General features: G+C 70.3%; 19 protein-coding genes. 4 read left to right on the top strand and 15 right to left on the bottom strand.

Annotation, left to right across the window (positions count from 1 at the left end; translation table 11 throughout):
• The 3 genes from AB0K07_RS09825 to AB0K07_RS09815 are packed head-to-tail and all read right to left on the bottom strand — an operon-like array spanning nt 1 to nt 2,743.
• The gene (locus AB0K07_RS09825; protein WP_199723396.1) at nt 1-1,251 is read right to left on the bottom strand and encodes an ABC transporter substrate-binding protein; all 1,251 of its coding nucleotides are present in this window, start codon (nt 1,249-1,251) and stop codon (nt 1-3) included.
• Between the two features lie 51 nt (nt 1,252-1,302).
• Complete coding sequence (locus AB0K07_RS09820) at nt 1,303-1,995, bottom strand: ABC transporter ATP-binding protein (RefSeq protein WP_363752655.1); 693 nt, start codon at nt 1,993-1,995, stop codon at nt 1,303-1,305.
• Complete coding sequence (locus AB0K07_RS09815) at nt 1,982-2,743, bottom strand: ABC transporter ATP-binding protein (protein ID WP_363752653.1); 762 nt, start codon at nt 2,741-2,743, stop codon at nt 1,982-1,984. The genes AB0K07_RS09820 and AB0K07_RS09815 overlap by 14 nt, the downstream gene beginning before the upstream one ends.
• Nucleotides 2,744-2,965: 222 nt before the next feature.
• Between AB0K07_RS09815 and AB0K07_RS09810 the strand changes: the two genes are divergently transcribed.
• Nucleotides 2,966-3,823, top strand: coding sequence for an SPFH domain-containing protein (locus AB0K07_RS09810; protein ID WP_363752651.1), 858 nt, complete (start codon nt 2,966-2,968; stop codon nt 3,821-3,823).
• A gap of 10 nt (nt 3,824-3,833) precedes the next feature.
• Here AB0K07_RS09810 and AB0K07_RS09805 read toward each other — a convergent pair whose 3' ends face one another.
• From AB0K07_RS09805 to AB0K07_RS09795, 3 genes are read right to left on the bottom strand one after another with little or no spacing between them, the layout of a single operon-like run.
• Nucleotides 3,834-4,985: a zinc-binding dehydrogenase gene (locus AB0K07_RS09805; protein WP_363752649.1), complete on the bottom strand. Its 1,152-nt coding sequence runs from the start codon at nt 4,983-4,985 to the stop codon at nt 3,834-3,836.
• Nucleotides 4,982-6,439, bottom strand: a complete 1,458-nt coding sequence (locus tag AB0K07_RS09800) for an aldehyde dehydrogenase family protein (RefSeq protein WP_363752647.1) — start codon at nt 6,437-6,439, stop codon at nt 4,982-4,984. Before AB0K07_RS09800 ends, AB0K07_RS09805 begins: the two co-directional genes overlap by 4 nt.
• A 55-nt stretch (nt 6,440-6,494) precedes the next feature.
• Nucleotides 6,495-7,151 carry a TetR/AcrR family transcriptional regulator C-terminal domain-containing protein gene (locus AB0K07_RS09795; RefSeq protein ID WP_363752645.1) on the bottom strand — a complete coding sequence of 219 codons (657 nt, stop codon included), beginning with the start codon at nt 7,149-7,151 and terminating at the stop codon, nt 6,495-6,497.
• Between the two features lie 99 nt (nt 7,152-7,250).
• On the opposite strand from AB0K07_RS09795, the gene AB0K07_RS09790 reads away from it, so the two are divergent.
• Entirely contained in the window at nt 7,251-8,423 is a 1,173-nt protein-coding gene (locus AB0K07_RS09790; RefSeq protein ID WP_363752643.1) for an acyl-CoA dehydrogenase family protein, read from the top strand.
• A 7-nt stretch (nt 8,424-8,430) separates the two neighbouring features.
• Here the strand turns inward: AB0K07_RS09790 and AB0K07_RS09785 are convergent, their stop codons facing one another.
• The 7 genes from AB0K07_RS09785 to AB0K07_RS09755 all read right to left on the bottom strand — a co-directional run bounded on the left by AB0K07_RS09785 (nt 8,431) and on the right by AB0K07_RS09755 (nt 17,216).
• Nucleotides 8,431-9,468, bottom strand: a complete 1,038-nt coding sequence (locus AB0K07_RS09785; protein WP_363752641.1) for an aminotransferase class V-fold PLP-dependent enzyme — start codon at nt 9,466-9,468, stop codon at nt 8,431-8,433.
• A gap of 296 nt (nt 9,469-9,764) precedes the next feature.
• Nucleotides 9,765-10,190, bottom strand: coding sequence for a PASTA domain-containing protein (locus AB0K07_RS09780; RefSeq protein WP_363752638.1), 426 nt, complete (start codon nt 10,188-10,190; stop codon nt 9,765-9,767).
• 276 nt (nt 10,191-10,466) lie between these two features.
• Nucleotides 10,467-12,632, bottom strand: a complete 2,166-nt coding sequence (locus AB0K07_RS09775; RefSeq protein ID WP_363752635.1) for an FUSC family protein — start codon at nt 12,630-12,632, stop codon at nt 10,467-10,469.
• A 244-nt stretch (nt 12,633-12,876) separates the two neighbouring features.
• Nucleotides 12,877-13,374 (bottom strand): hypothetical protein, encoded by a 498-nt coding sequence (locus tag AB0K07_RS09770; RefSeq protein WP_363752632.1) that lies wholly within the window; start codon nt 13,372-13,374, stop codon nt 12,877-12,879.
• Nucleotides 13,371-14,375: a hypothetical protein gene (locus tag AB0K07_RS09765; RefSeq protein WP_363752630.1), complete on the bottom strand. Its 1,005-nt coding sequence runs from the start codon at nt 14,373-14,375 to the stop codon at nt 13,371-13,373. Before AB0K07_RS09765 ends, AB0K07_RS09770 begins: the two co-directional genes overlap by 4 nt.
• Complete coding sequence (locus tag AB0K07_RS09760; RefSeq protein WP_363752628.1) at nt 14,369-16,603, bottom strand: hypothetical protein; 2,235 nt, start codon at nt 16,601-16,603, stop codon at nt 14,369-14,371. The genes AB0K07_RS09765 and AB0K07_RS09760 overlap by 7 nt, the downstream gene beginning before the upstream one ends.
• Nucleotide 16,604: 1 nt before the next feature.
• Nucleotides 16,605-17,216 (bottom strand): toll/interleukin-1 receptor domain-containing protein, encoded by a 612-nt coding sequence (locus AB0K07_RS09755; RefSeq protein ID WP_363752625.1) that lies wholly within the window; start codon nt 17,214-17,216, stop codon nt 16,605-16,607.
• A gap of 355 nt (nt 17,217-17,571) precedes the next feature.
• On the opposite strand from AB0K07_RS09755, the gene AB0K07_RS09750 reads away from it, so the two are divergent.
• A complete protein-coding gene (locus AB0K07_RS09750; RefSeq protein WP_363752622.1) occupies nt 17,572-18,030 on the top strand; it encodes a tetratricopeptide repeat protein in 459 nt (152 codons plus the stop codon).
• A gap of 23 nt (nt 18,031-18,053) precedes the next feature.
• Here the strand turns inward: AB0K07_RS09750 and AB0K07_RS09745 are convergent, their stop codons facing one another.
• Nucleotides 18,054-18,236, bottom strand: coding sequence for a hypothetical protein (locus AB0K07_RS09745; protein ID WP_363752842.1), 183 nt, complete (start codon nt 18,234-18,236; stop codon nt 18,054-18,056).
• 621 nt (nt 18,237-18,857) lie between these two features.
• Between AB0K07_RS09745 and AB0K07_RS09740 the strand changes: the two genes are divergently transcribed.
• Entirely contained in the window at nt 18,858-20,279 is a 1,422-nt protein-coding gene (locus tag AB0K07_RS09740; protein WP_363752619.1) for a helix-turn-helix transcriptional regulator, read from the top strand.
• 3 nt (nt 20,280-20,282) lie between these two features.
• Here the strand turns inward: AB0K07_RS09740 and AB0K07_RS09735 are convergent, their stop codons facing one another.
• Entirely contained in the window at nt 20,283-20,849 is a 567-nt protein-coding gene (locus AB0K07_RS09735) for an NUDIX hydrolase (RefSeq protein WP_363752616.1), read from the bottom strand.
• Between the last annotated feature and the right edge of the window lie 44 nt (nt 20,850-20,893).

Raw genomic sequence — 20,893 nt, 5'->3', positions numbered from 1 at the left:
TCACAGTTTGCAGTCCGCCGACGGTGCGCGGAACGCCTCCGCGGCGGGGATCGTCTTGAGGACCTTGACGTAGTCCCACGGCTCGGTCACCTCGGACTGCGGCTTCACCTGGGCCAGGTACGCGTCGTGCACCACCCGGTGGTCCTCGGCGCGGATCTTGCCGTTGCGCAGGAAGACGTCCTCGACCGTCTTGCCCTCCAGGCCCTTGACGACGGCGTCGGCGTCGTCGGTGCCGGCGGCCTGCACCGCCTCCAGGTACTGCAACGCGGCGGAGTAGTTGGCCGCGTGCGCGAACGTCGGCCGGGTGCCGGCCTTCTGCTGGAACCGGTCGGCGAACTCCCGGTTCTTGGCGTCGAAGTTCCAGTACCAGGCGTCGGTGTACGTGGTGCCGGCCAGCGCGGCCGGGGTGAGCGAGTGGATGTCGGTGAGGAACATCAGGCCCACGGCGAGGCCGACGCCCTTGTCCCGCAGCTTGAACTCGTTGTACTGCTTCACCACGTTGACCAGCTCCGCGCCGGCCTGCATGGTGCCCAGCACGTCCGGCTTCGGGTTCAGCGTCGGCGCCTTGAGCAGGAACGTCGAGAAGTCGCCGCTGGTGTTCGGGAACGGCGCCCCGTCCTTGCCGACGACCTTCCCGCCGGCCGCCGTGATCGCGGTCGAGAAGCTCTTCTCCATGTCCTGACCGAAGGCGTAGTTCGGGTACAGGATGTACCAGTTCTTGCCGATCTGCTCGGTCGTGGTCTTCCCGGTGCCGTTGGCCAGCATGTACGTGTCGTAGGCGTAGTGGAAGGTGTACTTGTTGCAGCTCTTGCCGGTCAGGTCGGTGGTCGCCGCGCCGATGTTGAAGTAGAGCTTCTTCTTCTCCTTCGCCACGTCGGCGACCTTCAGCGCCGCCGAGGAGGTGGGCACGTCCAGGATCAGGTCGACGCCCTTGCGGTCGTACATCTCCTGGGCCTTGGAGTTGGCCACGTCCGGCTTGTTCTGGTGGTCGGCGGTCTCCACGGTGATGTCCTTGGTCACCGCCTTGTCGCCGTACTTCGCGGTGAAGTCGGCGATGGCCATCTCCACCGCCGTGACCGAGTTCTTGCCGGACAACTCCGAGTACGCCCCGGACTGGTCGTTGAGCACGCCCAGCACGATCTTGTCGCCGGTCAGCTTCTGGTCGCCGCCCGACTGGGGCCCACCGCCGCCGCAGCCGGCGACCAGCACCACCGCGGCCGACGCCGCCGCCACACCCACCGTCCTCCGCATGCCCACTCCATCCATTCCGCGCATCGTCGCGCGGGTCGTTGTCGGAAAAAATCAGATCCCGAGGTACGCCAGCAGCTCGCGTTCCCGCGAGCGCACCTCGGAGTTGTCCATCGCCTCGGCGACGCGTCCCTCGGCCAGCAGGTAGTGCCGGTCGGCGACGCCGGTGGCGAAGTGCAGGTTCTGCTCGACCAGCAGCACGGTCACCCCGTGCTGCTTGGCCTCCCGCAGCAGGTCACCGACCTGCTGCACCAACAGTGGAGAGAGCCCCTCGGTGGGCTCGTCGCAGAGCAGCAGCCGGGCGCCCATGCGCAGCACCCGGGCCAGCGCCAACATCTGCTGCTCGCCGCCGGAGAGCATCGTGGCGGCGGAGTCGCGCCGGGTGTACAGGGCGGGGAACGCCTCGTACACCCGCTCGAGCGACCACGGGTCGGGGCCGACCCGGGGCGGCAGGGTGAGGTTCTCGGTGACGGTCAGCGTGGCGTAGCTGCCCCGGTCGTCGGGCACCCAGCCCAACCCGAGCCGCGCCCGCCGGTGCGCCGGCAGCTTCCCGACGTCCCGCCCGTCCAGCTCGACCGTGCCGCGCTGGCCGGAGTGCAACCCCATCACGCAGCGCAGCAGGGTGGACTTGCCGGCGCCGTTGCGCCCGACCAGGGTGACCACCTCGCCGGCGGCGACCTCCAGGCTGACGTCCCGCAGCACCTGCGCCTCGCCGTACCAGGCGGAGAGGTTCTCAATGCGCAGCATCAGCGGCTCCCAGGTAGGCGGTGATCACACGCTCGTCGGCGCGGACCTGCTCGTACGGACCCTCGACGAGGACCTTGCCGGCCTGGAGCACGGTGACGGTGTCGGCGAGCCGGCCGACCACGCTCATGTTGTGCTCGACCATCACCACGGTCCGGCCCTCGCGGACCCGGCTGATCAGCTCGACGGTGCGGTCGACGTCCTCGAGGCCCATCCCGGCGGTCGGCTCGTCGAGCAGCAGCACCTTCGGGTCCAGCGCCAGGGCGATGGCCAGCTCCAGGGCACGCTTGCGGCCGTACGCCAGCGCCTCGGAGGGGGCGTCCGCCAACTCGGACAACCCCACCATGGCCAGCAGCTCGTCGGCCCGCTCGGTGTAGCGGCCCATCAGCTTCGCCGAGCGCCAGAACCGCCAGCCCAGCCCGCTGGACGACTGGAGGGCCAGCGCGACGTGCTCGCGGGCGGACAACTGCGGGAAGAGACTGGTGATCTGGAACGAGCGGGCCACGCCGAGCCGGGCGACCTGCTCCGGGGGCAGCCCGGTGACGTCCCGCCCGGCCAGCTCGATCCGCCCGCCGCTGGGCCGCAGGAAACCGGTGAGCAGGTTGAACAGCGTGGTCTTGCCGGCGCCGTTCGGGCCGACCAGCGCGTGCACACTTTCCGGCGCGACGTCGAGATCCACGTCGTCGACCGCCCGGAAGCCCCGGAAGTCTCGGGTCAGCCCACGGGCCGACAGGAGCGCTTGCCCGGCCATCGCCTCATCCTCCGCAGGGTCGCGGCGACGGCCGATCGGTGACCGTGGTCACAGGGCCGTCGCGTGGAGGAAACCTACGGCCGGTCGCGCGAGTCGAGCCATGTCGATGGCATCCATATTCAGGCGCCAGGAGACGTGTGCGGGCTCCACTCCCGACGGCACCGACTTGACCGAGCACCCTAGTTTGATGATCCACACACCCCAGCGAAAGGCCCCCAACCCATGCCTGTCGGCTTCACCATGGCGATCGTCTTCGCCGTCGCCCTGGCGGTCAGCGCCGTCCTGGCGCTCGTCGCCCCCCGAAGTGCGGTGAAGCGGACGGCCGCCCTCGCGGCGCTCGGCTTCCTCGCCGTCACACTGGTGATCGGAGTCGCCTCCAGTGCCCACTCCGTGCCGATCCGCTCGGTCGGCATCGTCACCAGCTTCGGCAAGCCCACCGGCGAGGTGACCGGCTCGGGCCTGAAGTGGGTGGCGCCCTGGCAGAAGGTCGGCGAGTGGGACGCGGGCCGGCAGAAGTACGACCACATCGGCGGCAACAACTGCGTACGTGTCCGCACCGGCACGCTCGCCGACGCCTGTGTCGAGGTGCTCATCGAGTGGCAGGTCAAGCCGGAGAACGCCCCGAAGCAGTTCATGGACTACAAGGGAGACTTCACCAGCTTCCGCGGCCAGCGGGTGGGCGTGCAGCTCGACAGCGCGGTCAACGACGCGTTCGCCGCGTACAACCCCCTCGAGAAGATCGACGCCCAGACCGGTGACCTCAACGTCGACCTGAAGCCGTTCGCCACGAACATCAAGACCAGCGCGGAGGGCCGGCTCGCCGCCGACGTCGACATCCTCTCGGTGACCATCACGCGGGTGAACCACGACGAGAAGACCGAGGGCAACATCCGGGCCTTCCAGGACAAGCTCGCCCAGACGCGCAACCTGGAGCAGGACCGCAAGAACGCCGAGATCTCCAAGCAGATCACCGAGACCAACGCGAAGGTCGACAAGGTGACCCGCTGCCTGGAGATCGCCGAGAAGAACGGCGCCAACCCGGGGCTCTGCATCAACCCGGGCATCGTCACCGGCAAGTAGACGGCGCGGCTCAGTCCGGGAAGCTGACCACCCAGCGGGCACCCTCGCCGCGGGCCAGCCGGTCGAACGCGGCCGGCGCCTCGTCGAGGGTGACCACCCCGCTGACCAGCGGTGACAGATCCAGCGTGCCGTCGAGGGCGGCCCGGGCCAGCTCGGGCACCTCCCGGTCCGGGTCGGACGAGCCGTACACCGAGGAGCGCAGCGTACGAGCGGAGTGGAAGATGTCCAGCGCGCCGAGGCTGACCATGTCGTCCTTGGCGCCCATGCCGACCACGGTGACCGCTCCCCCGCGGCGGGTGAGCCGCCACGCGGCCCGGATGGTCGCGGCGCGCCCGACGCACTCGAAGGCGTGGTCGACGCCCCGGCCCTCGGTGCGTGCCCGCACCTCCTTGGAGAGCCGGTCGTCGGAGAGCAGGAAGTCGGTCGCGCCGGCGGCGAGCGCCAGGTCCCGCTTCGCCTCGGCGACGTCGATGGCCAGGATCGTCGTGGCGCCGGCCCGGCGGGCAGCGGTGAGCACGGCGAGCCCGACCCCGCCGAGCCCGATCACCGCGACCGCCTCGCCGGGCGCGACCCGGGCGGTGTTGCCGACCGCGCCGACACCGGTGAGCACCGCGCAGCCGAGCAGGGCGGCCCGCTCGGGGGGCAGTCCGGCGGGGATCGGGATGACGGCGCTCTCCGGCACCACGACCGCCTCGGCGAGCGCGCCGAGGCCGAGGGTGAGGTGCAGGGGGATGCCGTCGTCGGTCTCGCCGCGCGCGACGGTCGGTGCGGTGTTGGCGGCACACAGCCACGGCTCGTCGTGCCGGCACCACCAGCAGGTCCGGCAGGCCGGCGCCCAGTTGAGCACCACCGGGGTGCCGACGGCCAGCCGACTGCCCGGCCCGGCCTCGGCCACCACGCCGGTCGCCTCGTGCCCGAGCACCAGTGGGAACCGCGCGGCGAGGGTGCCGTTCACCATGGACAGGTCGGAGTGGCAGACGCCGGCGGCCCGGATCGTGACGCGCAGCTCGCCGGGGCCGGGCGCGGGCAGGCGTACCCGCTCGACCCGCAGGTCGGCGCCGGCCCCCCGCGCGACCAGCGCGCGGACGGTGACCGGCGCGGCCGTCGGACCTGCCGGGCCCGCCTGGGCCGGCGCGGTCGGGGCCTGCTCGGGGCCGCTCATCGCTGGATCGCCTTCAGCTCGCTGAACTCGGCCAGCCCGTGCACGCCCAACTCCCGGCCGAGGCCGGACTGCTTGTAGCCGCCGAACGGGGCGAGCGGGTTGAACGGCGCACCGTTGATGTCGACCGCGCCGGTACGCAGCCGCCGGGCCACCGCGAGCGCCGCGTCGGTGTCGGCGGACCACACGGCGCCGGCCAGCCCATACCTCGAGTTGTTGGCGATGGCCACCGCCTCGTCGGTGTCGGCGAACGGGATGACGGCGAGCACCGGGCCGAAGACCTCCTCCTGGGCGAGTGCGCTGTCCGGGTGCACGTCGGCGAAGACGGTCGGGGCGACGAAGTGCCCCTGGGCCGGCAGCGGGGCGTCCGGGCCGCCGGCGACGAGCCGGGCGCCGTCGGCGAGGGCCCGGTCGACGTGGCCACGGACCCGCTCGGCCTGGACGGCGGAGACCAGCGGGCCGAGCCGGGTGGCCGGATCGAACGGGTCGCCGAGGCGGTAGCCGGCCACCGCGGCGGCGATCAGGTCGAGGGCTTCGGCGTACCGGTCGCGGTGCACCAGCATCCGGGTCCACGCGGTGCAGGTCTGGCCGGAGTTGAGCAGCGCGTTGCCGACGCCGACCTTGACGGCGGTGGTCAGGTCGGCGTCGGGGAGGATCACGTTGGCGGACTTGCCGCCCAGTTCCAGCGCGACGCGGGCGATCCGGTCGGCGGCGAGCCGCATGATCCGCGCGCCGGTGGCGGTGGAGCCGGTGAACGAGACCAGGTCGACGTCGGGGTGCCCGGCGAGCGCCTCGCCGACCACCGGGCCGGTGCCGGGGACGAGGTTGAGCACCCCCGGCGGCAGCCCGGCCTCGGTGACCGCGTCGAAGAGCAGGTACGCGGTCAACGGGGTCAACTCGCTGGGCTTCAGCACCACCGTGCAGCCGGCGGCCAGCGCGGGCGCCAGTTTCGCCATCACCTGGTGCAGCGGGTAGTTCCACGGGGTGATCGCGCCGACCACGCCGATCGGCTCACGGATCACCAGCGAGTTGCCGATGGTCTCCTCGACCGGTGGGCGGGCGGCGAGCGCGACGTGGTCGCGCAGCACGGTCAGCGGCAGCCCGACCTGCACCCGGGTGGCGAGCTTGAGCGGGGCGCCCATCTCCACGGCGATGGTGCGGGCGAGGTCGCCGGCGCGCGCGGCGAGCGCGGTGTGCAGCCGGTCGAGGTGGGCGGAGCGCTCGGCGGGGCTGGCGGCCGACCAGCCGGGGAATGCGGCGCGGGCCGCGGCCACGGCCCGGTCCACATCGGCCGGGGTGCCGGCCGGCACCTGCCCGATCAGCTCGCCGGTGCTCGGGGTCTCCACGGCGATCACGTCGCCGTCGGTGGGTTCGGTCCACGCGCCGGCGATGTGCAGGTGGCGCCGGAGGCGCAGGGCGTCGGGCAGCAGCTGCGACGGCGCGGCGGCGAGGTCCATGGCGTCCCTTCGGGGGTGGGCGACGGGCGATGAAACTAGCGCTGGGAGTTTGAAGCTACCCGCTGGGCCGGGCGGACTCCACCGGGTCGACGGTGCGGGCGTACTCGGCGGCGAGGCCGTGCAGCAGGGCGTCCAGGCCGAGGGCGAACGCGCCCTCATCGACGCTCTGCTGGTGCTCGGCGAGCCGGTGCGCCTGGCGCAGGTGCGGGTAGTGCGCGGCGTACAGCTCGGGGTCCTCGACGAAGCCACGGGCGAACGAGCCGAGTGCCGACCCGGCCACGAAGTAGCGCAGCGCCGCACCGATGTGGGTGGCCCGGGCCGGCGGCCAGCCGGCGCGGACGAGGCCGCCGTAGACCGCGTCCGCCATGGCCAGCGCGGCCGGTCGACGGCCGGGCCCCTGGGCCAGGTACGGCACGATGTTCGGGTGCGCGGTGAGGGCCCGCCGGTACGACCAGGCCCAGTCGCGCAGCGCGGTGGCCCAGTCCCGGCTGGCGAAGCCACCGGTGTCGACGGCGCCGGTGACCGTGTCGGCGACCGCGTCGAGGATCTCGTCCTTGGTGGCGAAGTGGTTGTAGAGCGAGGGGCCGCGCACGCCCAGCTCGGCGGCGAGCCGGCGGGTGGAGAAGGCCGGCAGGCCCTCGGCGTCGATCACCGCGGTGGCGGTCTCGACGATGAGCTGCCGGGTGAGCCGGGGCTGGCGTGGTCGGGGCACTGCGCTCCTCGCGGGTCTCGGCCATGGGGGTCTGGACGCGGCAAAACTTACACCGCTAGTTTATGGGTGACCGGCCGCACCGACGCCAGGAGGACCACCGTGGATTTTTCGCTGACCGACGAGGAGCGGGCGGTACGGGACACCGTCCGGTCGTTCATCCGCCGCGAGGTGATGCCGCTGGAGGCGGAGGTGCTCCGCCGGGAACGGGCGCACCAGCCGGGCCTGGACCACTCCGAGGTGCGTGAGCTGCAACTCAAGGCGCGCAAGTTCGGCTTCTGGGGCCTGGCCACCCCGGAGGAGTACGGCGGGATGGACCTGCCGGCCGTGCTCCAGTCGCTGATCTGGACCGAGCTGGGCCACACGTTCGTGCCGTTCCGCTTCGGCGGCGAGGCGGACAACATCCTGTTCCACGCCACCGAGGAGCAGAAGCGGGAGTTCCTCATCCCGACCATCGAGGGTGAGCGGCGCTCCTGCTTCGCGATCACCGAGCCGGGCGCCGGTTCGGACGCGGCGAACATCCGGCTGTCGGCCCGCCGCGACGGCGACGACTGGATCCTCGACGGCGAGAAGACCTTCATCACCGGCGGCAACGACGCCGACTTCGCCATCGTCGTGGCGGTGACCGACCGGGAGAAGGGCGCCCGCAGCGGCGGCGCCACCGCGTTCCTGGTGGACCGGGCGATGGGCTGGCGCTCGGAGTTCATCCAGACCATGGGCGAGGGCGGGCCCGCGTCGCTGATCTTCGACGGCGTACGCGTGCCGCACCGCAACATCCTCGGCGAGATCGGGCAGGGCTTCACGCTCGGCATGGAGTGGATCGGCAAGGGCCGCTACACCATCCCGTCGCACGCCATCGGCATCGCCGAACGGGTGCTCCAGATGGCGATCGACCACGCCAACACCCGGGAGACCTTCGGCACGAAGATCGGCACCAACCAGGCCATCCAATGGATGATCGCCGACTCGGAGACCGAACTGGAGGCGGCCCGCTGGCTCGTGTTGAAGTCGGCGTGGACGGTCGACCAGGGCATGGATCCCCGGCACGCCTCGTCGATGGGCAAGCTCTACGGCGCCGGGATGGTCAACCGGGTGGTCGACCGGGTGCTCCAGATCCACGGCGGCATGGGCTACACCCGTGAGCTGCCCATCGAGCGCTGGTACCGGCAGGTCCGGCTGTACCGGATCTTCGAGGGCACCGACGAGATGCAGCGGCTGATCATCTCGCGGGACCTGCTGCGCGGGTACACCAAGATCGGTGGTCACCTGGCCTGAGCCGGGGTCACCCCGTCAACGCGTCCAGGGCGGCGTCCACATCGGCCTCGGTGGAGTAGACGTGGAAGGAGGCCCGGACCCGGCCCGCGCGCACCGCCGCCCGGATGCCGGCCGCGGCCAGGCGCTGCTGCGCGTCCGGCACGTCGACGGTCACGATGGCGCTCTCCCCCGGCGGCCGGCCCAGCCCGGTCAGGAACCGGTTGGCCAGCGCCACGTCGTGCGCCCGGATCGCCGGCACGCCGATCTCGGCGATCAGCTCCAGGGCGGGCGCCGCGCCGACCCAGCTGAACCAGGCCGGTGAGATGTCGAACCGGCGGGCGTCGTCGGCCAGCCGCAGCGGCGGGCCGTAGTAGGAGGCGTGCGGGTCGCGGCCGGCGTACCAGCCGGCGGCGTCCGGGCGCAGCCGGTCGCGCACCCCGGGGGCCAGGTAGCCGTACGCGCAGCCACGCGGGCCCATCACCCACTTGTAGCCGCTCACCACCACCACGTCGGCCAGGCTCCCGTCGAACGGCAGCCATCCGCACGCCTGGCTCGCGTCCACCACCACCAACGCGCCGTGCGCGCGGGCCGCGGCCACGATCTCGTCGTACGCCGCGACAGCGCCGTCGGCCGACTGCACCAGGCTGAACGCGACCAGGTCGGTGTCGGCGTCGATGGCGTCGGCCAGCCCGTCGGCGGGCACGGTGCGCACGGTGACGCCCCGCTCGGCCTGCACCAGCCAGGGGAAGAGGTTCGAGGTGAACTCGATCTCGGGGACCACCACCGTCGACCCGGCCGGCAGCGCCGCCGCGACCGGCGCCAGCATCTGCGAGGCGGTCGCGCCCACGGCCACGTCCTCGCCCGGCACGCCGATCAGACCGGCGAACGCGGTCCTGGCCCGGTTCACGGAGTCTCCCCAGCCCTCCCAGGACGTGCGGCCGACCCGCCAGTCGGCCAGCGCCTCCTGCATCGCCGTCCAGGCCGGCTCGGGCGGCAGCCCGTAGGAGGCGGTGTTCAACCAGCCGGGCTCCGGCTTCCACAACTGCTGCGCCTGCTCGATGTCCACGGGACCGACGCTAGGCGGGGCGGCCCGGGTTGGGCACGGCCAATCGGTGACCGGCGGCCTGCGGCGCACCGACGAGCCACTGTCGGCCGCGCGCGGCGGGCTGGTCCCTGACGAGCGTTATGACTCTGAGGTATAGATATGACACCGAGGTATGAGGCTCATCGGCGTACTGCCGCGTCTCCGGCGTGCTGAGCACTCGGTTTGGGCACGGCCAATTGGCGGCCGAACCTGCGAGCGACCGGCGTCGACGTGAGGCCCCGAACCACCGAACACGGGTGTTCGGGGCCTCATCGCATTCAGCCCTGCTTGGTGCAGGTCAGCACCACCAGCTCATCAAGGGCCACCTTGGCGCCCTTCTTGTGGGACTGCTTCGTCACCGTCCAGTTCTCCGGCAGGATCACGAAGGTGTCGTTCTCGTCGCCGCTACCGAGCTTGATGGTGGTGATGCCGAGCCTCTTCAACTTGTCCTGAGCCACGGCAGCGTTCAAACCGACCAGGTCCGGCATGACAACCGTGACCGGTGCGGGCGGAGGCGCCGGCTTCGTCGTCGGGGCCACGGATGGCGGCGCAACGGCCGTAGTCACCGGCGCGGCGGGAGTCGCGGAGACGGCGGTGGGCGCCGCGCCGTCGACCACGGCCCGCGCCGACGCCGAGGGCGTTGCCTGAGGGCTGTCGCCGCCGACGATCGCGCCGACGACGCCGATGCCGCAGCAGAGCAGCACGACAACGCCCACAACGATGCCGACGATCGCCCAGGTGCCCAGCTTGCGCCGGCCAGGGACGGGCGGGGGCTGGAAGCCGGGGTACCCAGCTGGTGGCGGCTGCGGGCCGGGGTAAGGCTGTTCGGGTGGTTGGTAGGTCACGCAGAGGAGTCTGGTGATCTTCACCGGCTTTCGACAGTGGCCACTTGGTCACTGAAGATCGACTACGGGTGGCGTGAGCTGCACAACAGGGGTTCGTGCCTCGCTGGACGTACTGCCCCGTCACCACTTCCGGTCTCAACCGACCGGTTCGCCATCAGCGGGCGGTCGGATCCGGGAGAGGCTGTGGGCGAGGCCGGCGAGCCACCGGTCGACCTCCACCAGATGCCGGATCGAGGACCGTGAGCCGACCTCGCCGAGCGAAGGGCGGAGCCGGTCGAGTTCACCGACACAGTCAGCCGGGACGGGCACCGGGCCCGGCGTCCGGCCGTGCGCGACCTCGTCGGCGAGGCCGTCGTACGCCGACCGCAGTTGACCTCCGGTGTCCCGCAGCAACGCCGCCGCCCCCGGCCAGCCGGCGAGGCAGCCGGGTGGGTTGCGCCGCAGCAGCGACTCGGCGGCGGGCACCGCGCGGTGTCCGGCACCCAGGACGGCGTCCCAGTTCACGCGCCGGCTCGGCGGGTCCGGCCGCTCCGAGTGGTACTGGCAGTAGGACGAGTCGACGAGGACCGTGCTCCTGCGGACGCGGTCCAGAGCACGATCGGGCGGGGGACCGCCGAGCACCGCCTCGACGGTCTGCTCGACCACGTCCGCGCTGGCCTCCAGGTAGCGGGCGGCGTTGCGCCGCAGGTCACGGCTGGCGCCGCGCGGCCACATGGCCACGCCGGCGAACACGCCGATCACGGCGCCGAGCATGACGTCGACCAGACGGGCCTCGGCGAGTCGCCACCCTTCGGGGGCGAGCTGGGCGAAGACGAACGTCAGCAGCAGGGTGAACAGCGCCTGCTGCCAGACCGGTCCCAGCAGGCCGCCGACGCCGAAGGCCAGCATCAGGGCGAACGGCAACGCGACGGCGTACACGATCGGCTCCCGGACGACGAGCATCAGCCCACCACTGACGACGGCACCGGCGATCGTGCCCAGCACGGCCGGCCGCAGCGCCGTGCGGGTGTCCGCGGCCGACGTACGCAGGACGGTGAGGGTCGCCAGGAGCACCCAGAAGCCGTGGGTGAGCTGAAACAGCCCGGCGGCCACCCGGGCGACAGCCAGCGCCACGGCCAGCCGCAGCGAGCTGTGCAGGTGGGCGGAGCGGGGCGCCAGGTGGGAGCGGAACTGCCGCCAGTACAGCGTCCAGGGGCCGTGCCGCGCGTACTCGAACAGCCCCGAGTAGGCGTCCTCGCCGTCGAGCCGCGACCCGTTGGCCACCCGCGTGCCGACGGCGAGGACCCGCACCTGGTCGGCGAGGGCGAGCGCGGTCGCGTCCCGACACAACCGGGGCACGTCCGGCGCGCCACGACGGTCGTCCTGCCCAGCGGGGTACGCCATCTCGGCCCGCCCGGTCGCGGCGTCCAGGTCGCCGAGGTCGACCGGCGGCGCACCCGGCGACAGGCTCCGGCCGGCGGCGCGGGTCGTCTCGGCGCAGGAGCGCAGCAGCCGCACCGCCGCCAGATCCGGAATCGGCTCCGGTGGCGCGTCCGCCGCCAGCCGGTCCGCGTCGGCCAGCACCTCCCGCAACGCTGCCGCCGAGATCCGCAGCGCCCGGTCCCGAGCGCTGGCCGCGGTCGGTGCCCACGCCGCGGGGGTACGCCCCAAGGTCAGCACGGCCACCGCGTCGTACGCCCGCTCGCGCCGCGCGTCTTGAGCACCGTTCGGACGGGTGAGCGCGTCCGCCGTGGCGTCGAGGAACGCCGCGACGTCGTCGGACGCAGCGGCGAGTCGTTGCCGGTACGAGATCGGCACCGGATCGGGCCAGAGGAACACCTCGGCCACGGCGAGCAGCACGACGGCGAGCGTGACCCCGACCAGCCGCTCCGGCAGGGTGTCCGGCTCGTACGGCGGGAAGGACGCCAGGATGTAGAAGAGCTGAAACGCACTGGCCAGCCCCACCAGACGCGGATTGCCGACCCCGGCGAACGCCACGACGAACCCGATGACCAGCATCCCGCCGGCCGCCGCCCAGGTGCTCCACGCCAGCAGAGTGCCCGCGGCGATGAGGGCCCAGACCACCGGCAGTGACGTGACGAGGATCCGCGCCCGCTGGTGCGCCGGGCCGGGCAGCTGCGCGAACGACCCGGCGGCGACCACGCCGAACAGACCGTACGTGGCGAGCATCGGGTTGCCCGCGCCGTAACGGCAGGCGTAGAAGACGACGCTTGCGACGAGGGTCAGCCGAGCCGCGCGCCGCAGGACCGCATCCCCCGGGTCACGGCGGCGAAGCCGGCCCAGGAGGCTGGTTCCGAGCACGCCTGGTCCCCCGGGTTCGTCGCAGCACCCTCCCCGGCCCACCATTCTTCACCGAGGGCTCCCGGCAGCGGCGGGTTTCGCGACGAATAGCCCGGAGAGACGACGAGCTCCGCCAGCGGAATGCCTAAGGTGACCACCGAGAGGTCTTTGCCCTTCCCGCTCGCGATTCAAGTGGCCGGCACGTATCGCTCCGGCGTCGGACCGGACGACGCCACGTCTGAAACCTGGCCTCGTTGACGGTGCGTCAGGACGCCTCTACCGCAGCGACCCACATCTCGACCGGTCGTACGCAGTAACCGCCGGTCGAGTTTTCCGGACAGTAACCTTGGTTCCACAGCCACAACCAGCCCAGAGCTACCAGAAGGACGACGCCGAAATTCACCCGAGCAAGGCGTAGCGACGCCGGCGTCGCCAGTGCCGCCCACCGCCGAAGGCCGAGCGCAACTTCGACCACGGCATCGCCATACCCATAGATCAGTGCGGGGGGACGATTGCCGGTTCGGCGGTAGACGAGCGAGACCAACACGTCGGGGAGAAGCAGTACGGCGCCGAGCATGACCGCCAGCCACCCGAGCCCTGCCGTAGCCAGCCGACCAAGCCAAGGCAAGGCCCGGCGTACCAACAGCCGTAGACCGATGATCACTACGAGGGCGAGTATCGGCAGCCACAGGACGGATCGCACCTGCGCTGGCAACACCGGCAGTCGCTGAATCCAGCCGGCGAGCAGATCAAGAACTCTCACCCGTCCCCCTTTGCGGTCTCGGAGGATTCCACCGGCGACCGGGGCGCGGGGGCAGGCTGGTCGGCGATCATGGCGGCTGGCCCGCCCAGCGCGGTCGGTACGTTCTGCGCGCCGAGTCGGCTGTCCGTCCGGCCGACCACGGCCTTGAACCGGTCCACGACGGCGGCGACAGCGTCATCGAGGTCGCCGATCCGCAGCTGATTCCCCTCGGCAATCACCTTCAGCGCCTCGACGGCGAGCCGCTCGTCCTTTTCGTACAGCGCGACCATGAAGTTCGCGGCCTCGCTGGCCTTCTGCGGATCCTCTGCGGCGATGATGGCAGCGACGGCCGCAGGACCAGCAGCGAGAAGCGCAGCGAAGTGCTCCGTCCGCTGTTTGTGCCGAACGAGCTCGCCGTCCTGACTGATTCCCTCAAGCTCCTGCCGCCCCTTCTCCTTGAGCATCGCAACCTGATGCCGGAGGGACTCGATCTCCAGATCCTTAGCGAGCGTCTTCTGCTCGGAGTTGATGCTCAACTCCACCTGGAACGCTGAGATGAGCAGGCCCCCGCCGACCACAAGAGACCCAGATGAGAGCTGGGCGCGGGCCTCTTCCTCGGCCGCCTGGGACTTCAGGCCGGCAAACCGTCGGGTCACCGAACGCAGCCGATCGGTCAGATATGCCTGGCACCGCGCAGCGGGCTCGGTCACGTTCTCCCTAACGACGGTTGCTGGTTCTGATACCCGCCAGGAGTACCGCACCGCAGCATCAAAATGCAGCGTGTCGCCGTCGCAGGGCAACTGAGCGATGAAGGATTCATCGTGAGCGGTGATGTCAACGACATACATCACCCGCGGGCCCCGCCACCACAGGTCCCCTGCCGTGTACGGGTGCCCAGGAGAAATGAGCTGTCCATCAGCATTCTGAAAGACCAGCTGCGTGCCCGGCTGGGCAACCGGCCGACGCCGAAACGGCAGCCTACTGAGTTCCTCCCGATTCAGCACCGGATGCGTGCTCACCACCCGTGACTCCTTTGACTCAGCACATCCAACAATCTGGCGGCCAGATCCGGCGCCAGCGGTTCGGGGTCGCGCAATCGGCGGGCGTGGGCCGCGAGCAACCCCGCCTGCCGCTTCGTGGTGGCCGCTTCCAGCAGTAGACGGACGAGGTGCGGTTGCAGCTGCGGTGATCGCTCAGCGCTCAACGCCCAGCGGCGGAAGACTCGGTGAACGGCCTGATCACTGCCCGGCGCAACCAGCGCACGGCTCCACAGCCGGGCGATGATCGGTCGTGCCGGAGCGATAGCTGAGTCCGAGCTGCCCTCGGTCGCCATCCAGAGCAGCGAAGGCCAGTGGGTGTCGCCGTCGGGACTTGGCACGACCCGCCAGAGAGTGGCTGCTACCTCCAGAAAGGCCGTCACACCCGCTGCCTGACGCCCGGCCGCGCGCTCAGCAGACCAGTTGTCCAGCAGCCGAAGCAGCTCGATCTGCCGATCGCCGTCGGCGTCTGCCATCAGTTCGGCCAGGCTGTCGCCGATGCAGACGTGGAGTACGGCGTCGGGCTTCTCGGCCAGCTCGCTTAGCCGAGCGTCTGGACCGGTGGCAAGAACGGCGCCGACGCTGGAGCCCAGGGCCCGTGCCGCCGTACGGCGCAGTGGGCCGGTCCGCTCACACCACTCCAGGACCATCCGGATGACCCGGCCCGCCGTGTCCGGGTGACGAGCCGGCAGTGACAGAGCCGCCACAGCTCGCTCTCGTTCGTCGCCGTCGCCGCTGCGCGCCCAAGGCGTGATGATGTCGCGCCGAATGGTGTCGAAGGCGAATTGACTGAGGTAGCCGATGGCCATCGCCGACCTGATCCGCACCCGGCCCTCTACGTCCGAGGCCAGCCCGTTCAACCAGGCCAGCACCAGGTCGCGGTCGTAATCATGCTCGTGCCAGATATGGCGTAGCAGCCGTTCGGGATAGCTGCTGTCAAGAAAGGAGGCAATCTCCAACTCGGCACGCCCATACCTGGTGTTCCGGGCCTCGTTGGTGATCCGCGCCCGAGCCGCCTGTAGCCGCGCCCTTCGGGGTCGGCGAGCCCTTGCTGGCAGAGCGCCACCGCCCGCGTCATCGTCGCGCCACGCCTGTTCTAAGCGAGCTGCCGCACGTGTCACGGCGTCATATGTCATGGAATCCAGAACGGACAACGCGACGACGATCGACCGCTGGTCGGGTCCGTCGATTTCGTCGTACCAGTCCTCGACGTCACGCTGGGCGCGGTCCTGAAAGCGGACCAGAGCTTCCTCGAACGTGCCCCGGCCGGCCGCCGCCTCCGCCAGGTCGCGGGCCAGCTCAACCAGCTGCGACGCGTCGAACGAATTTGGCTCCACCGTAGCCAGCTGATCGCCGAGCCCATGCTCCGTCAACAGCGATTTGGCCTCGGAGGTGGACCCAAGCAGGTAGGTCAGATGACTGGTCAGCACCTGGGCGGCCGATGGAGGAGTGCTGATCCGATGAACGGCGCGCTCCACCGCATGATCCGGCGTTCGGGCATCAGCATCGAGGATGACGACGAGTTTGCTGTGCCGCTTCTGGAACCGGTCCTCCAGCGAGGGAAGGTCCCGTGCGCGCAGGGTGGCCAGCTGACGGACACTGATCCGGTCCAGGATGAAGCCGCATCCCTCGGGCAGCGACTCGACCGGCACCGCCGCGAGGTCGCCGCTAAACCGCAGCTCGTGCACCTGCCCGAGGTCGGCGAGCAACCGTATCGCCGTGCTGGTCCCACCCCAGCGGGGTGACACGCTCAGCAGCATGAGGGATCCCTCCTCACCGGCGCGCTGGATTTCGTCGTAGCCATCAGGACGGACGTACACCCTCACGATCTCGGCCACAGTGCGACGGGACACCAACGTGAACACCAGGCCACCGCCATCGCCACCTTTGACGCTGTCGCCACCGCTGATCTGGCCGCTGAAGCTGTGTCCGTCTCCCGTGATGAAGACCGCACTGGACCGGACCCCGAGTGAGCCCAGCCCGTCGGCCCGCGTCGCCCGGAACTCCTCCTGGCGGCGAGTACGGTCCTCGTCGCCCGCTCTGCCGTCCCCCTCGACGTCATCGGACGCGGAGCGCGACCCGTTTCCGGCCCGCACCCCCGACAGGGTCGCGGCCAGGCTTTCCGCACCGTCGGCGGCCGGCGCCTCCGGCGCTGGCTTCGCCTCAGTGTCCTGATGGCCGCTGAGGCTGTCTGCTCCGGCGCTGCCGCTCATCTCAGGCATATTTGTCCCCGCCGATAATGTCGCCGCAGATGTTGTGGCCGTCTCCGTGCAGGGTCACCGCCGTGTGTCGCGCATCAATGCCGCCGGCCGCTGGCTGCTCTAACCACCGACGCTTCGCCCCGTTTTGCGGGGGCGCGCCGAGACGGGGAACCTCCAACGCCAGTTGCGCGACGAGGCCATTCAGATCCACTGTGGCGTTCCGGACGCGCAGCTCCATGAACTGCCGCCGGCTGAACTGACGGATGTCCGGTGGGAGTTCCGCCGCGCGCGGCATGGGCGTGTCGTTGAGCAACAACGGGATCACCACCATGTCTCGCTTCAACGCATGCCGAATCTCCCGCCGAACGTAGTCGTGCGGATGGTCAAGCCGACGCTTGCCGGTGGCATCGCCCAGCGTCAGCCAACGCGGCCCAATCAGCGCGAGCAACACGGTGCTCATCTTCAGTTGGCGCCACAACTCGGGATCGAAGTCCCGACCCGGCACCAGCGACCGGCTGTCCCGGAAGACCTTGCCCCCACCGAACTCCTGGCGAAGCCTCTCGTCCACGAGCGCGGCGGCGGAGGCGTCGTCGTCAACCCGGTAGTTGATGAATATTCCGCTCATGGGCGAACCTTCCGCGAATGCTCGCAAGCTACATCGATCGGCGGGAAGCCATGTCTTGAAGAGTCGGCGATGATACGGCCACTAGCGAAGCTGCCACCATCGTGCGATCCCCGGCTTTCCCCGCCAGGGTGTCATCCGACACCGGCGAAAAGCAACGCGTTGCCCTCGGCCGACCGGGCCGGCAACAGGACACGGCTGGACGGAGGCATTGGCCGCCTTGACAGACACAATCGGCGATTTAGGCCGATCACCTGACGGCAGCGTCAATGCCCTACCACCGAAGTGCCTGGGCGAGCGATGGCATCAATTCACCGATAGCCCGCTGACTGCGCCAACGCCGCAGGATTCGACTGGGATGACGCAGGTCGTACCGCACGTGGCTGAGTCAAGCAGACGCATATCCGACACCACCGGATCTGCCACCGCACATGCCTGGTCAATGTCGCCGGCTTGGGCATGCGCCAGCGCCAGGCGCGCCACAACCCGCGCCAACCTCGCCACCTGGAAGGGCCGAGCCGGCGACCACAACACCGCCATCACCCAGCACGAGCAACTACTCACCGACCGGCTACGCGTCCTCGGCCCCGACCACCCCGACACCCTGACGACTCGCGGCCATCTGGCGCACCTACTGCTAGGGCGAGGGGCGGTGCTGGCAGCACGAGCACAGGTAACGGCGAAGCTCGAAGCAGAAAGACGGCTGTTCGGACCGCGGGATCATCGGACGCAGCGAACACAAGAGCTGCTCAACGAGATCACAACCCGCATGGGCGGGCGAGCACGTCGATCAAACACCAAACGGAGGAAGCACTAACCCGCAAGCAGACGGATGGCGGGTCAGACGAGGCGCTTGACGCGCACCTTCGGGCACTCGTTTCTGAGGTGGGCGTGCTTGTGCTGGCGTACCTGCTCGTCCCAAACTTCCTGGTCGTAGTCCGGATCAGGCGGGATCCACTTGTGCGACCCGTCGCTGTAGTGGAACTTCTCGTCGCCGGCCCGCAGGATGCTCACCGCACCCATCCGAGAAAGCGTCGGTGCAGCGATCCGGGCGGCACATGGGTGAGATCCTCCGAGGCCCGAGCCAGTTGCGCGCCCATGTAGAGAGCCAGTGACACCGGGGCCCGGGCGAACTCCGTCCGCAACTCGCCCTGTCGCGTGCGGCAAGGCCACGGGCGAGCGCAGCCAGCACAAGTCCAGATGGGCAGCACCGGATCATGGACGGTCAGCACGGCCAGTGATCTCTTTTGATGGGAGTGCGGTGCCGTGCCCGGCACGGCAAGTCAGCGCCGCACCGGCAGACACGGCGCCACTTCCGCCATGACCAGACGGCTCGATGTCGACGTGCCAAGGTCACCGCAACTGCGAGCAGGTATTCGTCATAAGTGACTCGGCGCGCCAGCTCTCCCCGGATGATCTTCACCACCGGGTCACCCGGGCGGGTGCGAGACGAACGGCAGTGCCCCTGTAGTCAGGAGTCCGGACGGTGGGAAGCATGTCGGGACTGTCCCGCCGGCTGCCGGTCGCCGGCCATGTCCCGGAGTCATGTCACGGTGACATGGCCCGTCTCGACCTGCGCACATTTCGACCCTAGGCTGCGAAGCGAGCACCTTGGGTAGTCAGTCCGCGACGCTGGGAGCCGCTGTGCTGCTCGATCCGCTCCGCATTCCGGACGTCGCGTGGTCCGACTCCGCCGTACGCGACGCCCTGAGCCGACGTGACGTCGGCGCGCTGTTCCGACGCCTCGGCCAACTGACCGGTGCGAGCCAGACCCGGATCGGTGCGGCGGTTGGCTTGGAGCAGGGATACGTCAGCCGGGTGATGGCGGGCCGAAAAGTGACCTCCATTGAGGTGCTGGAGCGCATCGCCGACGGCTGCCGGATGCCGGACGACGCGCGGATGACGCTCGGCCTGGCACCGCAGGATCGTTCATGTCACCTCGACATGGCTTCGCCACCTGCACAGCGGCAAAGTGACGTGCCGGTCAACCGATCCTGGCGCGAGGACGTCCGGGTGGCAGCACAGTTGTGGGAAGGCGATGTGAACCGTCGAGACCTGATCCGGCAGATGGCCTTCAGCTCGGCCGGCTACACCCTGCCGGCCCTGCGCTGGTTCACCGCACCTGCCGCGCGGACCGTTGAACAAGCCGGCTCTCGAACCGTCGGGCAACCCGACATCGGAACCATCCGCGAGATGACCGCGACCTATCGCCGGCTCGACAACCAGTACGGGGGCGGCCACGCCCGCGCCGCCGTCGCTCGTTACCTCCATCAGGAGGTGACGCCGCTGCTGGAGAACGGCCGCTACGAGACGTCGACGGGGCGGAATCTCCTCAGCGCCGTCGCCGAGCTGACCCAGCTCGTCGGCTGGCAAGCGTACGACGTCGCCGATCACGGGATCGCCCAGCTGTACCTGACCCGCGCCCTGGACTTGGCCCGGGCTGCCGGCGATGCAGGTCTGGGCGCAGAGATCCTGGCCGCCATGAGTCACCAGGCCACCTACCTCGGACACGGCGTCACCGGCATTGACCTCGCCCGCGCCGCCGGGCAGGCAGCGCAACGGGCCGGGCTCCCCGTCCTGACGGCGGAGGCGTCCGTCATGGAGGCTCACGGGCATGCCACGGTCAAGGACGAACGGGCGTGCAGCGCCGCTCTCCATCAAGCGGAGAAGACCCTCGACCGGGCTGACCGCACCAGCGCTCCCCAGTGGCTCGGGTACTTCGATGAGGCGTACCTGTCGGCCAAGTTCGGCCACTGCTTCCGAGCGCTCGGCAAGCCGGCCCAGGCCGAACGCTTCGCTGCCCGGTCCCTCCGGATGGACGAGCAGTACGTCCGTGGCAAGGCCTTCAACCTCGCCCTTCTCGCCACGGCGCAGGCGCAGCAAGGAGAACCGGAGCGGGCTTGCGTCGTCGGGGCGGAAGCATTGACCCTGACCTCACGGCTCCAATCTGCCAGGGCCGCCCGCTACGTGCGCGACCTGCAAGCCGAACTCGTCCCTTACCGGCGGAGACCGACGGTCCAACAGTTCATCCGCCGGGTCGATGCGGTGCTCGGCGCCCGTCGCTGACGCCTACAACTCCCCGCGTGCGTGTCGGGCGACCAACTCCAGCACCGCGATCACTGTGCCGGCACCGACGATCTCGCCTTGCGCCACGAGTTCCCGCGCCTCGGTCAGCGGGATCCAGGCCACCCGCTCGGCTTCGTTCACGTCGACCGGACCACCCGTGTATTCCGCCTGGCGGGAGAGGAAGAGGAGGTTCTCTGCCTCCGCGGTGCCCACCCAAGGTTGGAACGACAGGAGCGGCTCGACCTGGTGCGGACGCCACCCGGTCTCCTCCTCCACTTCGCGCACGGCACACACCTCGGGCTGCTCATCGCCGTCGACATAGCCGCCGGGCAACTCCCACACCCACCGGTCGAACACGAACCGGTGCCGCCGCATGAGCAGCAGGCGCTGCCGGTCGTCGAGGACCGCGACCATGGCCGATCGCGGTGCCCGGATCACGTACTGCTCGAACCGCACGCCGTCAGGCAACTCCACCTCGGCAATGCTCAGCCGCGCACGTCGAGTGTCGTCGACGATTCGCTCACCGTGGATGGTCCACCGGGTCAGCTCCGTCGGCTGCTCGTCCGTCATCGACTCAGTATCGACTCACTGCGCCAGCCTCGTTCGGTGGCCCG

Origin of the sequence: Micromonospora sp. NPDC049301, assembly GCF_040678715.1 — a bacterium.
Lineage (GTDB): Bacteria > Actinomycetota > Actinomycetes > Mycobacteriales > Micromonosporaceae > Micromonospora.
The sequence above is the reverse complement of the archived record's forward strand: the minus strand, read 5'-3'. Positions and strand labels throughout refer to the sequence as shown.